Raw genomic sequence first — 12,378 nt, 5'->3', positions numbered from 1 at the left:
GGGAACCGTGACTGAGATGACCCGCCTGCAGCTCGACCTCGATGGCTGGTTCTGTCTGATCGATCCGCACTCGTTCGCGTCGTACATCAGCGATGCTCCGACGCGCGCGGACCAGCTGACCCGGTACGCCGCGGAGCGCCAGCGCGAGCATGGCCTCGTGATCCACCTGGGTCCCGATGCGGCACTCGACGTGCTTGCGCCGGCCACGCCGCGCACGGACCGACCGGTGCGGACGTTCTTCCACAGCGTCATCGCCTCCCGCGGGGTGCTGGCCGCGCCCACATTCAAGGAACTCACCGGCGCTGCGGGCTTTGCGAGCCGGCGACTGGTGACGGACGTCACGCCGCGGATCGCTCGCCCCGTCGGCCGGTACCTCGTCACGATCGCGCAGTATGAGCAGTCTCCGCGCGTCACCCTCGCGATCGCACCGACTTCGCGGCCGACGGCTGATCCGTCCGTGCCGGCTCACACCATCCCGTGGGTGTAGGTCGCCGTCACGCGATGGCGGTGCCCACCCAGGCGATGACGGCCTCCAGGGGAACGCCGGAACCATCGCGCTTCGCGCCTCCGGCGGGCAGCTGACGCACGGCACCATCGGCCCCGATGGCACGTGGTTCCTCGCCGACCCATGCCAGCGTGAGGCGGTCCTCACCCTTCAGCAGCGCCTGAGAGCGGACGCCGCCCGTGGCGCGTCCCTTGCCCGGGAACTCCGCGAAGTCGCTGACCTTGGCGCGGCCCGTGTCGGTACCGGCGAGCATCGTATCCGAGCCCGACACAGTGACCACCTGCGCTTGCGCGCCGGCAGCCACGGCGCCGAAGAAGATCACCGCAGCGCCCGCACCCAGCTTGATGCCGGCCATGCCGCCTGCCGGCGCACCCTGGGGGCGGACGCTCTCGGCGGGGAAGTGCAGCAGCTGGGTGTCGCTCGAGACGAACACGAGTTCGGCGTCGTCTGGCGCGGGGACCGCACCGACGACCATGTCCTTCGTCTTCAGCGAGATGATCTCCAGCTCCGGTCGCACGGGAAGCGCGGACGGGACGACGCGCTTCACGACGCCGTCACGCGTTCCGAGCGCAAGCGGGGTGTCATCGTCGAAACGGATGAGTGCGAGAATCCGCTCCGCCTTATCCGTGATCCCGAGATAGTCCTTGAGCGGCACGCCCGCAGCCAGCTGCACCGATGCCGGTGGGACCGACGGTAGGTCGACGGGGGAGAAGCGCAGCACCCGACCGTGTGAGGTCACCGCCCCGATCTCGCTCCGAGTCGTCGTGTGCAGACGAGCGAGCACGGCATCATGCTTGCTGCGCCGTGACGGTGGCGTCAGCGGCGTCTCACCGTCGCCGTCCACACGCACCGCACGACCGGACGCCGACAACAGCAGAAGGGTGGGGGCGTCGGCGAACTGCAGGTCGGCTGCGGCCGCGGCCCGTGCCGTGCGCGCCTTCGGCGGAGCGGCGTTCAGCAGCAGCGTGCGACGCGGAGTGCCATAGGCTTCCGCCGCCGCATCGAGCTCGCGTGCCACCTGGCTGCGCAGCAGCACCGGGTCGCCGAGAAGACGTTCCAGCTCTTCGATCTCGGCCTGCAGCTTGTCGCGCTCTGCCTCCAGCTCGATGCGGGAGAACTTCGTGAGGCGACGCAGACGCAGCTCGAGGATGTACTCGGCCTGGCGCTCGGAGAGGTCGAACACCTGCTGCAGTCGCGAGCGGGCCGCATCCGAGTCGTCGGAGGTGCGGATGACCTGGATGACCTCGTCGATGTCGAGGATTGCGACGAGCAGACCCTCCACGAGGTGCAGGCGCTCGCGCCGGCGATCGAGTCGGAACTGACTGCGGCGCGTGACCACCTCGATACGGTGGTCGAGGTAGACCCGGAGCAGTTCCTTGAGCCCCATGGTCTGCGGCTGGCCGTCGACGAGGGCGACGTTGTTGATGGAGAACGAGTCCTCCAGCGGGGTGAAGCGGTAGAGGGCCTCCAGTACGGCCGCCGGATCGAATCCCGTCTTGACCGTGATGACCATCCGGAGACCGTGGTTGCGGTCGGTGAAATCGTGGACGTCGCTGATGCCTTGCAGCTTCTTGGCAGTGACGGCGTCCTTGAGCTTCTCGATGACCCGCTCGGGCCCCACCTGGTAGGGCAGCTCCGTGACGACGATGCCGGTCTTGCGAGGACCGAGCGATTCGATCGACGTCTTCGCTCGTACTCTGAACGCGCCGCGCCCGGTGGCGTAGGCGTCCTTCACACCGTCCAGACCCATGACGATGCCGCCGGACGGGAAGTCCGGCCCCGGCACGAACTCCATGAGGTCCTCTGTCGTCGCGTCGGGGTTCTCCAGCAGGTGGACGGCGGCCGCGACGACCTCGATGAGATTGTGCGGCGCCATGTTGGTGGCCATGCCGACCGCGATGCCGCTCGCACCGTTCACCAGCAGATTCGGGAACGCGGCGGGCAGCACGGCGGGCTGCTGGTACTGGCCGTCGTAGTTCGGGATGAAGTCGACGACATCCTCGTCGAGGCTCTCCGTCATCGCCATGGCGGGAGGAGCCATGCGCGCCTCGGTGTACCGCGACGCGGCGGGACCGTCGTCCAGGGAGCCGAAGTTGCCATGCCCGTCCACCAGCGGCACGCGCAGCGAGAACGGCTGAGCAAGACGCACCAGAGCGTCGTAGATCGCGGAGTCGCCGTGCGGGTGCAGCTTGCCCATGACATCACCGACGACGCGGGCGCTCTTGACGTGCCCGCGGTCGGGGCGCAGACCCATCTCGGCCATCTGATAGAGGATGCGTCGCTGCACCGGCTTCATGCCGTCGCGTGCATCGGGCAGGGCGCGGGAGTAGATGACCGAGTAGGCGTACTCCAGGAACGATCCCTGCATCTCGGCCGAGACATCGACGTCTTCGATGCGCTCGACGACGGGCTCGATGTCGGTCGACTTGCGTGCCATGCGGTGTGGATCTCCGGAGACTCGGGTGGAGGGAAACGCCCTGACAGCAGGGGTACATCGGGTGAAATGTGCGAAACTGGCCCCGATGTCCCTCATGCTACCGCCCGCGCCCGCGCACGCTCGGAGCATCACCGGGGTGGCGTCGGATGTCCTGGAATCGCTGGGGAGCGAAGGACGTTTCGGTACCGCACGCTCCGGGGTGCTCTGCGTCGTCGATGGTCTGGGCGCGCTGCAACTGCGCGCGCACACCGGTCACGCCCGACGCCTCGGCTCACTCATGCGTCGACGCGATGTGGCGCGGTCGGTCTTCCCGTCCACGACGGCCGCAGCGCTGACATCGCTGCTGACGGGCACGGATCCTGGTCAGCATGGTCTCGTCGGCTACAAGGTGCTCGATCCCGACGCCGACGTCCTCGTGAACCAGCTGAGCGGCTGGGAGCGCGAGGGTGTCGATCCGCACACCTGGCAGCGCAGCGAGACGGTGTTCGAGCGTGCGGCCACAGAGGGACGCCCCTCCTTCGCGGTCGGTCCGGGGGAGTACGCCGACTCCGGATTCACTCGTGCGATCCTGCGCGGCAGCGAGTACGTCCCGGTCGACAACATCTCCAATCGCGTCTCCGTTGCCGTGCGCCTCGCCGCGCAGCATGACGGGGCGCTGGTGTACTGCTACCTTCCCGAGGTCGACAAGGCCGGCCATAAGTTCGGCGTCGCGTCGGCGCAGTGGCGCGCAGCTCTGGAAGACGTGGATGGTGCCTTCATGGTGCCGATCCCTGACGACATCGGGCTGGTGATGACGGCCGATCACGGCATGATCGACGTGCCGCGCTTCCGGCACGTCCTCCTGGGTGAGGACGACCCGCGATGGGAGGGCGTGGCGCACGTCGGCGGGGAGCCGCGCATGCTGCACGTGTACACGGACAAGGGCGCCGATCCACTGCGCGTCCATGCCCGCTGGGCGGCGGGTGCGCAGAACACCGCGGATGTCCTCACCCGTGATGAGGCGATCGCTCTCGGTCTGTTCGGCGAGGTTCACCCCGACGTCGCGCCCCGCATCGGTGATCTGCTCGTCGTCAGTCGCGGCATCTGGGCGTACTACGACGATCGGGGAACCGACACGCGCCCGCAGAAGATGATCGGGCAGCACGGTGGAATCACGCCGGAGGAGACGATCGTCCCCCTGATCCGTGCGGGTGCGTTCGCGGCCTGAGCCCGGACTCAGTCCTCGGTGCGTGCGCCGAAGACGATCTCGTCCCAGCTGGGCATCGAGGGACGGCCGCGTCGGCTCTTGCCGTTGTCGCGCTCTGCCGCGGCCTGCTTCTCTGCCACGATCTCCGCGTCGTCGCCGGTCTCCGCCGGTGCCGGGGTCGCCGCAGGTGCGGCGTCGATACGTGCGAGCGGCGCCGGTGCCGTGACGAGTCCGGGTGCCGCCTCATCCTCCAGTGCCGGAGCAGGTTCGCGCTGTCCGCGACGGCGGCGCAACGCTTCCAGCAGGTCTGCGGTGTCGGGGTGCGTCGGGCGATCCGGCTCGGGGGCACGGTTCATCGCCGCGTCGGCCGCGGTGCTCGGACGCTGGGAGTTCTCCCCGTTCGTCTCCGCGTCCGTCGGCGCGGGATCCGGCAGGCGCCGAGGACCGAAGGCGCCGCTGTCAAAGCGGGACTCGTCCTTCCACGGCGTCGCCGAGGCCGCCGGAGTGGTGTCGAGCGCGCGCAGACGGGGGATCAGCCCCTCGGGGAGCGAACCCTGGCGGGAGAGCTGGGTGGCGGCGGAATTCTGCGGCGACAGGGTGCTGCGGCGCGGATCGAAGCCCCAGCGTGCGTCGTGCTCGACCTCCGCCGAGACGAACTCGAGCTTGACGATCCAGCCTTCTTCGCCCTTCCAGCTCGTCCAGCGCTCTCCGGACGCCTCCGCCTCGGCGAGCTTGGCGCGGATGGCCATACCGAAGCTCAGCGTTCCATCCGGTTCCACCTCGCTGCCCACCAGAACCGGGACGGCGAGTGCCTGGCTCACGATGTGCTCGCGCTCTGCCAGCACCGGACCCTCGTATCGCTGTACGGCCTCCACGGTGGTGCCGAGCAGCTCGGCCACCTCGGCGGTGGATAGTCCCGCGCGGATGTGCGTCTGGATGTCCCGGGGGCTCGCGTGCGGAGCCTCCGGCGCGGATTCCCGACGCGCGGCCTTCTTCAGCTCGGTCCGCAGGACGTCATCGATGACGAGCGCATAACGGTCGCCGGCCTCGGTGACCAGGACGAGCTGATCGCCCTCGGTACCGATGATGGTGAGCTGTTCCATTCGCCACGCCTCTTCCGCTGTGTGGGTTCGATTCATGCTCCCACGCCCACCGGCGGAGGCGGGGAATACCGTGGGCGTGCCGCGAGTTTGATCGGCTGCGAGGGATGCATGGCAAACCTGGGAAAACACCCATTTGCGAAACTTCCCACGGTCATGCAAACTATCGCCGCCTGTTCACACAGGTGACCCCCACATTTACGGAAGAAGAGATATACCCGTCATGGCCACCGATTACGACGCACCCCGCAAGAACGAGGACGAAAGCGAGTCGATCGAGGCCCTCAAGGAACGCGTACCCGACAAGGCGTCCGGTTCGATCGATTCCGAGGATGCAGACAACCCGTCAGGGTTCGAGCTCCCCGGTGCCGACCTCTCCGACCTCGAACTCGATGTCGTCGTGCTTCCGCCCCAGGAGGATGAGTTCACCTGCGTGAGCTGCTTCCTGGTGAAGCACCGTTCCCAGCTGGACCACGAGACCGCTTCCGGTCCTATCTGTCGGGAGTGTGCTGCGTAACCTGCGCAGCGACGATCGCCGCAGCCAGGCGATCCGGTGTCCGGGAGGACACCACCCAGACCGGCGTCGGGTCGGCGGGATCGTTCACGGGAACCGTGACGATGCCGTCGATTCCGCCCCGGATCAGATGCCAAGCCCGCGCATCGAGGCCCTGACCTCGAGCAGCGCGGGCTTCGTCGTTCACCGCGTGTGTCGGAGTTCCCAGCAAGTCCACGGGAATGTGAGCGCGACCGGCGCGCAGCTCGCCGCCGGACACCTCGATGCGCGGCGACAGCGCGATGAGCGCGCAGATGATGGCGAAGCCGACCACCGCTCCGATGGCCAGCGCCATGGTCGGTTCGACGCGGACGAACACCAGTGCCACCATCGGTGCCACCACCGCTGCGGACAGCAGGATCCAGAGGGAGGGCGTGAGACGCTCGCGGTATGTGGGGGTGGAGGTCATTCTTCGCCCTGCATTCTGCATTACCCTCGTGGGGTGACCGATTCCGTTGACGTCCTCATTGTCGCATCCGAGCCTCCGAGCTACGCCCACCCCGGTGACGCCGGTGCCGACCTGCGCTCAGCGGTCGCTCTGCGACTGGAGCCGGGCGAGCGAGCGCTCGTGCCCACCGGCGTCTCGATCGCGCTGCCCGACGGCTACGCCGCCTTCGTGGTGCCCCGGAGCGGACTTGCCGCGAAGCACGGCATCACGATCGTCAACTCGCCCGGGACGGTCGATGCGGGCTACCGCGGCGAAATCAAGGTCTCTCTGCTGAACACCGATCGCGAGGCCGCCTACGACGTGGCCGTGGGCGATCGGATTGCTCAGCTCATCGTCATGCCGGTCACCCGTGCCACCTTCATCCCCGTGGCGGAGCTTCCCGAATCCGCACGCGGAGAGGGCGGGTTCGGATCCACCGGCTACGGCACACAGACAGGAGTGAACGCATGAGCGACGAGACGCCCACGCCCGCCGAGAAGTCGGCACCCGAGGACCGCGCCACCAGCGGCCCGTTCGACGAGTCGGAAGCGAACCCCGTCCGTCCGTACATCGACCTGGGCGGCATCAAGGTCTTGCCGCGCGAGGGGCTCAACCTGCGCCTCGAGGTCGAGGAGCAGAGCAAGCGGATCGTCGCAGTCGGACTCGACTACGCCGATTCGTCGCTGCAGGTGCAGCCGTTCGCGGCTCCCCGCACCACCGGACTCTGGGAGGAGACCCGCGCACAGATCAGCGAGCAGGTCCGCCAGCAGGGCGGTCGGGTGGAGGAGCGCGAGGGGCCGCTGGGTCCTGAGCTGCTTGCCGAGGTTCCGGTCGTCGCCGGCAGCTCTGCCGAGATGCGGCTGGCCCGCTTCGTGGGCGTCGACGGTCCGCGGTGGTTCCTGCGCGGTGTGATCGGTGGTGCCGCGACGAACGACACCGCTGCGGCCGAGCAGGTCGAGGACCTGTTCCGGTCGATCGTCGTGGTGCGCGGTGGGACTCCGATGCCGCCGCGCGATCTGATTCCGCTCAAGATGCCGGCCGCGCCGGGAGCGGCGTGACCGACGAGCGGGCGAGTGCTCCCGACGCCGAGGGCGCCGCGCTCACCCCGCCGGAGCCGTCCGCGTCCGAGCTGCTGAGCGCCGCTCTCGGCAACGCTGCCCGCAAGGCCGGCATGGATCCCTCGAGTCAGGCGACTACTGGACATGTGGTCTGGGCCGCGATGGGCGGCTGGCGCGGCATCGCCGAGTCGGTGCTGCCGAGTCTCGCCTTCATCCTCGCCTTCACGCTGTGGACCGGCGACAGCATGCAGAAGCTGATCCCGGCTCTCATCATCTCCGTCGGACTCGCCGTGGTGTTCACGGTTCTGCGTCTGATCGCTCGGTCGACCCCGACCGCGGCGATCGGTGGGCTGATGGCCGCGGTGGTCGCCGCTGCGCTCGCGCTCTTCACCCAGAACGCGTCGAACAACTTCGTCCCCGGTCTCATCACGAATGCCGCCTACGGTGTGGCGCTGCTGGTGTCCGCGCTGATCGGGTGGTCGCTGATCGGACTGGCCGCCGGATACCTGATGGGGGAGGGCACCGCGTGGCGACAGTCCAAGCGCAAGCGCCGCGTGTTCTTCTGGCTCGCGATCGCGTGGGCCGCGCTGTTCTTCCTTCGCCTCGCCGTGCAGTTCCCGGTCTATCTGACCTCGTTGCAGCCCGGGAACGAGTCCAGCGCCGTGGCGCTTCTTGGCACGTTGAAGCTCGTCATGGGCCTGCCGCTGTTCGCGCCGATGGTGGCCGTCACGTGGCTCACCGTTCGCGCGCTGTACCGCCGCACCGACGCTGTCACGGGCTCCGATTCGCCTGCTCCGACTCCTTCCGCTGACTGAATAGACAGCGACGCGCGGCGGCGGGTGTGGCGACTTCGCCACACCCGCCGCCGCGTTGTGGCGTGCCGACGGACCGGGTGCGCGCACCGTGGTAGATTTATCTTGACGTCAAGATAAATTCCCTGCTGTTGCGAGCGGCGTTCGCGGCGCACACTGGTTAGGCGGGCCTTGCTAGCCCTGATCGGTTCGGCGCTCCAAGATGGAACGCAGCGGTGACGAAAGACGCTAAGGAGAGAACCTCGTGTCAACGGTGAACAGCTTCGGTGCACAGAGCACCCTGACAGTCGGCAGCACCGACTATGAGATCTTCCGGATCGATCAGGTCCCGGGTTACGAGAAGCTCCCCTTCAGCCTGAAGGTGCTGCTGGAGAACCTCCTGCGCACCGAGGACGGCGCGAACGTGACCAAGGAGCAGATCCAGGCCCTCGGTTCGTGGAATCCGGACGCCGATCCCGACACGGAGATCCAGTTCACGCCGGCGCGCGTGGTCATGCAGGACTTCACCGGCGTGCCCTGCATCGTCGACCTCGCCACCATGCGCGAGGCCGTCACCGCCCTCGGCGGCGACCCGAACAAGATCAACCCGCTCTCGCCGGCCGAGATGGTCATCGACCACTCCGTGATCGCCGACCTCTTCGGCCGTCCCGACGCCATCGAGCGCAACGTCGAGATCGAGTACGAGCGCAACGGCGAGCGCTACCAGTTCCTGCGCTGGGGCCAGACCGCGTTCGACGACTTCAAGGTCGTCCCCCCGGGAACCGGAATCGTCCACCAGGTCAACATCGAGCACCTGGCCAAGGTCATCTACGACCGCAATGTCAACGGCGTGCTGCGCGCCTACCCCGACACGTGTGTCGGCACCGACTCGCACACCACGATGGTCAACGGCCTGGGCGTGCTCGGCTGGGGCGTCGGCGGCATCGAGGCCGAGGCGGCAATGCTCGGCCAGCCCGTGTCCATGCTCATCCCGCGCGTCGTCGGCTTCAAGCTCACGGGTGAGATTCCCGCGGGCGTGACGGCCACCGATGTGGTGCTCACGATCACCGACATGCTGCGCAAGCACGGCGTCGTCGGCAAGTTCGTCGAGTTCTACGGTGAGGGCGTCGGCTCCGTGCCGCTGGCCAACCGCGCCACCATCGGAAACATGTCGCCGGAGTTCGGCTCCACCGCGGCGATGTTCCCGATCGACGACGTGACGCTGGACTACCTGCGCCTCACCGGTCGCGACGAGCACGCCGTTGCCCTCGTCGAGGCGTACGCGAAGGAGCAGAAGCTCTGGCACGACGCCACGAACGAGCCGTCCTACTCCGAGTACATGGAGCTCGACCTGTCGACGGTTGTTCCGTCGATCGCCGGTCCGAAGCGTCCGCAGGACCGCATCTTGCTCTCCGAAGCGAAGACCCAGTTCGAGCAGGACATCCTGAACTACGCCGACGCCACCCCGGTGGACGTGGCCGACGCCGGATCCTTCCCGGCTTCGGACGCCGGCTCGGTTCCTGGTGAAGAGGTCGAGATCGAGGCGGCCGTGACGGCACCCAAGGTGCTCGCGTCCTCCGCCGCGCCGCAGGCGTCCAACCCGGTCGAGGTCACCACGCCCGAGGGGCAGAAGTACATCCTCGACAACGGCGCCGTCACCCTCGCCGCCATCACCTCGTGCACCAACACTTCCAACCCCTCGGTGATGATCGCCGCGGGTCTGCTGGCACGTAAGGCGCGCGAGAAGGGTCTGAAGCAGAAGCCGTGGGTCAAGACCACGCTCGGCCCGGGCTCGAAGGTCGTCACCGACTACTACGAGAAGTCGGGTCTGGATAAGGACCTCGAGGGCCTCGGCTTCTACACCGTCGGCTATGGCTGCACCATCTGTATCGGTAACTCCGGTCCGCTCATCCCCGAGGTCTCGGGCGCGATCAACGACCACGACCTCGCGGTCACGGCCGTGCTGTCCGGTAACCGCAACTTCGAGGGTCGCATCAGCCCCGACGTCAAGATGAACTACCTGGCTTCGCCGCCGCTGGTGGTGGCCTACGCGCTCGCCGGCTCGATGCACTTCGACTTCGACAACGACTCGCTCGGTGTCGACGGCGACGGCAACGACGTGTTCCTGAAGGACATCTGGCCCGCCCCGGAGGAGGTCCAGGAGATCATCGACTCCTCGATCTCGCGCGAGCAGTTCATCACCCAGTACGCCACGGTGTTCGACGGTGACGAGCGCTGGAAGAGCCTTCCCACCCCGACCGGTCCGGTCTTCGAGTGGGACGCCGACTCCACGTACGTCCGCAAGGCTCCGTACTTCGACGGCATGACGATGGAGCTGACCCCGGTCACCGACATCACTGGCGCACGCGTGATGGCGACGCTGGGCGACTCGGTCACCACCGACCACATCAGCCCGGCCGGTAACATCAAGGCCGGCACCCCCGCCGCGCAGTACCTCACCGAGCACGGTGTGGCGCAGAAGGACTTCAACTCGTACGGCTCGCGCCGTGGTAACCACGAGGTGATGATCCGCGGTACGTTCGCGAACATCCGCCTGAAGAACCAGCTGGTCCGCGCGGTCAACGACGGTGCCGAGGTCGAGGGTGGCTTCACCCGCGACTTCACCCAGCCCGGTGGTCCGCAGTCCTACATCTACGACGCGTCGCAGAACTACCAGGCACAGGGCACCCCGCTCGTCGTGTTCGGCGGCAAGGAGTACGGCTCCGGCTCGTCGCGCGACTGGGCTGCCAAGGGCACCAGCCTGCTGGGCGTCAAGGCGGTCATCACCGAGAGCTTCGAGCGCATCCACCGCTCCAACCTCATCGGCATGGGCGTCGTTCCGCTGCAGTTCCCGGCGGGCGAGAGCTGGGCATCGCTGGGTCTGGACGGTACCGAGATCGTCTCAATCGAGGGCCTGGAGGCGCTGAACGAGGGCGTTACCCCGAAGACGGTCAAGGTCACCGCTTCGCCGAGCGAGTTCTCGCCCGAGGGCAAGCAGGAGGTCGTGTTCGACGCGGTCGTCCGCATCGACACCCCCGGTGAGGCGGACTACTACCGCAACGGTGGCATCCTGCAGTACGTGCTGCGCTCGCTGGTCTGATCCAGATCGCTCCGACATCCCGTCAGGCTTCGGCCTGGCGGGATGTCTGCGTTTTCGGCGGGCCCCGGCCGGCGGGTGCCTCGCGGGCTGCGATGAAAGAATCGGGGTATGGCATCCGCGCAGCACGTTCTCGATCATCTCGTCCGGCTGGTGGAACAAGACCGATTCGGTGCACACGGCATCCATGTACGCGTGGGGGATGACGCGGCGAGGTATCTCTGGGACGACGATGAGCGGCGCGATGTCCACTCGGTGGCGAAGGGGATCTGTGTGCTCGCCGCGGGCATCGCCGTCGATGACGGTGTCTTCGACCTGGACGCCCCGGTCGCGCACTACCTGCCGGACCTGGCGACCGCGCCCGAAACCAGCGACGTCACCGTGCGGCACCTGCTCGGCATGATCAGCGGCGTCGACTTCCCCTGGTCGCCGACACTGCTCATTGATTGGCCGGACCTGGCGGTGCAGTTCCTCTCCCGACCCTCCCGGGGCCGGGTGTTCCAGTACTCGAACGCCAGCACCTACACCGCGATGCGTGCTCTTGCGGCCGTGGTGGGCGACGTCGGCTCCTGGCTGGAGGACCGGCTGTTCACACCCATGGGTATCGCGGCACCGGCGTGGCAGCGCTGTCCGAACGGGTTCATCGAGGCGGGCGGCGGGCTGGAGCTGACCCTCGACGAGCTCGCCGCCGTCGGACGGCTGATCCGCGATGGTGGGCGCCACAACGGTGAACAGCTCGTCTCGCCCGAGTCTGTGCGCACCCTGCACGCCGAGTGGTCGGAGCACGATGCTGAAGACCCCTCGTACCGTCGCTATGCCCTCGGCGGGTGGGATGGTCCCGGTGCCGCGTGGCGGCTGCACGGGGCCTATGGTCAGCTGCTGATCTTCCACGGCAACGCCGTCGTCACGATCACCGCGCACGATCACGAGGGCGCTGACCCGTTCGCCGAGCAGGTCGTCACGCTGCTGGAGCGGCGATGAGTTCACCGCAGGGGTCGGCGCGCTTCTCGTGCTCATCGCCGACACGCTCGGGCGCACCCTCATCGTCCCGTCGCAGCTGCCGGCGGGGTGGATGGTGGCGCTGGTGGGAGCGCCGTACTTCGTCTCGTTGCTGCGCGGCTCCCCGGGGCCAGTGACAGGCACGTGATGACCGCGTGCTCCCAGACGGACTGGGATCCACCCGTTTAGACTGAGAGGGTGTACGGGACGCTTCCTGCGTCCCGA

12 protein-coding genes are annotated in these 12,378 nt (G+C 67.8%); 9 read left to right on the top strand and 3 right to left on the bottom strand.

The annotated features are described in order from the left end of the window. Positions 1-7 precede the first annotated feature (7 nt). Complete coding sequence (locus ABTV68_RS10775; protein ID WP_433673665.1) at positions 8-487, top strand: hypothetical protein; 480 nt, start codon at positions 8-10, stop codon at positions 485-487. 7 nt (positions 488-494) lie between these two features. Here the strand turns inward: ABTV68_RS10775 and ABTV68_RS10770 are convergent, their stop codons facing one another. After that, positions 495-2,942, bottom strand: coding sequence for a DNA gyrase/topoisomerase IV subunit A (locus tag ABTV68_RS10770; RefSeq protein ID WP_433673664.1), 2,448 nt, complete (start codon positions 2,940-2,942; stop codon positions 495-497). A gap of 136 nt (positions 2,943-3,078) precedes the next feature. On the opposite strand from ABTV68_RS10770, the gene ABTV68_RS10765 reads away from it, so the two are divergent. Continuing rightward, positions 3,079-4,149, top strand: a complete 1,071-nt coding sequence (locus tag ABTV68_RS10765) for an alkaline phosphatase family protein (RefSeq protein WP_433673663.1) — start codon at positions 3,079-3,081, stop codon at positions 4,147-4,149. Positions 4,150-4,157: 8 nt separating this feature from the next. On the opposite strand, the gene sepH is transcribed toward ABTV68_RS10765, so the two are convergent. Continuing rightward, complete coding sequence (sepH, locus tag ABTV68_RS10760; RefSeq protein ID WP_433673661.1) at positions 4,158-5,231, bottom strand: septation protein SepH; 1,074 nt, start codon at positions 5,229-5,231, stop codon at positions 4,158-4,160. 220 nt (positions 5,232-5,451) lie between these two features. Between sepH and ABTV68_RS10755 the strand changes: the two genes are divergently transcribed. Then, positions 5,452-5,745, top strand: coding sequence for a DUF4193 domain-containing protein (locus ABTV68_RS10755; RefSeq protein ID WP_231090282.1), 294 nt, complete (start codon positions 5,452-5,454; stop codon positions 5,743-5,745). Here the strand turns inward: ABTV68_RS10755 and ABTV68_RS10750 are convergent. Beyond that, entirely contained in the window at positions 5,720-6,190 is a 471-nt protein-coding gene (locus tag ABTV68_RS10750; protein ID WP_433673660.1) for a DUF3093 domain-containing protein, read from the bottom strand. The two genes, ABTV68_RS10755 and ABTV68_RS10750, sit on opposite strands and share 26 nt — an antisense overlap. A 33-nt stretch (positions 6,191-6,223) precedes the next feature. On the opposite strand from ABTV68_RS10750, the gene dut reads away from it, so the two are divergent. The 6 genes from dut (at position 6,224) to ABTV68_RS10720 (ending at position 12,301) form a co-directional block, all read left to right on the top strand. Continuing rightward, entirely contained in the window at positions 6,224-6,679 is a 456-nt protein-coding gene (gene dut / locus ABTV68_RS10745) for a dUTP diphosphatase (protein ID WP_433673659.1), read from the top strand. Then, positions 6,676-7,266 carry a DUF3710 domain-containing protein gene (locus ABTV68_RS10740; RefSeq protein WP_433673657.1) on the top strand — a complete coding sequence of 197 codons (591 nt, stop codon included), beginning with the start codon at positions 6,676-6,678 and terminating at the stop codon, positions 7,264-7,266. The genes dut and ABTV68_RS10740 overlap by 4 nt, the downstream gene beginning before the upstream one ends. Beyond that, the gene (locus tag ABTV68_RS10735) at positions 7,263-8,081 is read left to right on the top strand and encodes a DUF3159 domain-containing protein (protein ID WP_433673656.1); all 819 of its coding nucleotides are present in this window, start codon (positions 7,263-7,265) and stop codon (positions 8,079-8,081) included. The genes ABTV68_RS10740 and ABTV68_RS10735 overlap by 4 nt, the downstream gene beginning before the upstream one ends. 241 nt (positions 8,082-8,322) lie before the next feature. Next, the gene (gene acnA / locus ABTV68_RS10730) at positions 8,323-11,157 is read left to right on the top strand and encodes an aconitate hydratase AcnA (protein WP_433673654.1); all 2,835 of its coding nucleotides are present in this window, start codon (positions 8,323-8,325) and stop codon (positions 11,155-11,157) included. 108 nt (positions 11,158-11,265) lie between these two features. Beyond that, positions 11,266-12,135, top strand: a complete 870-nt coding sequence (locus ABTV68_RS10725; RefSeq protein WP_433673653.1) for a serine hydrolase domain-containing protein — start codon at positions 11,266-11,268, stop codon at positions 12,133-12,135. Between the two features lie 28 nt (positions 12,136-12,163). Then, complete coding sequence (locus ABTV68_RS10720) at positions 12,164-12,301, top strand: iron chelate uptake ABC transporter family permease subunit (RefSeq protein WP_433673652.1); 138 nt, start codon at positions 12,164-12,166, stop codon at positions 12,299-12,301. Positions 12,302-12,378: the final 77 nt, after the last annotated feature.

This window comes from Microbacterium gorillae (assembly GCF_050990725.1).
Taxonomy (GTDB): domain Bacteria; phylum Actinomycetota; class Actinomycetes; order Actinomycetales; family Microbacteriaceae; genus Microbacterium; species Microbacterium gorillae_A.
Note: the sequence above shows the minus strand (reverse complement) of the source record. Positions and strands in the feature narration are given on the sequence as shown.

Coding starts and splice junctions, on each gene's coding strand:
- ABTV68_RS10770 (WP_433673664.1), bottom strand. CDS start 2,942: ATGGCACGCAAGTCGACCGACATCGAGCCCGTCGTCGAGCGCATCGAA.
- sepH (WP_433673661.1), bottom strand. CDS start 5,231: ATGGAACAGCTCACCATCATCGGTACCGAGGGCGATCAGCTCGTCCTG.
- ABTV68_RS10755 (WP_231090282.1), top strand. CDS start 5,452: ATGGCCACCGATTACGACGCACCCCGCAAGAACGAGGACGAAAGCGAG.
- ABTV68_RS10750 (WP_433673660.1), bottom strand. CDS start 6,190: ATGACCTCCACCCCCACATACCGCGAGCGTCTCACGCCCTCCCTCTGG.
- ABTV68_RS10740 (WP_433673657.1), top strand. CDS start 6,676: ATGAGCGACGAGACGCCCACGCCCGCCGAGAAGTCGGCACCCGAGGAC.
- ABTV68_RS10725 (WP_433673653.1), top strand. CDS start 11,266: ATGGCATCCGCGCAGCACGTTCTCGATCATCTCGTCCGGCTGGTGGAA.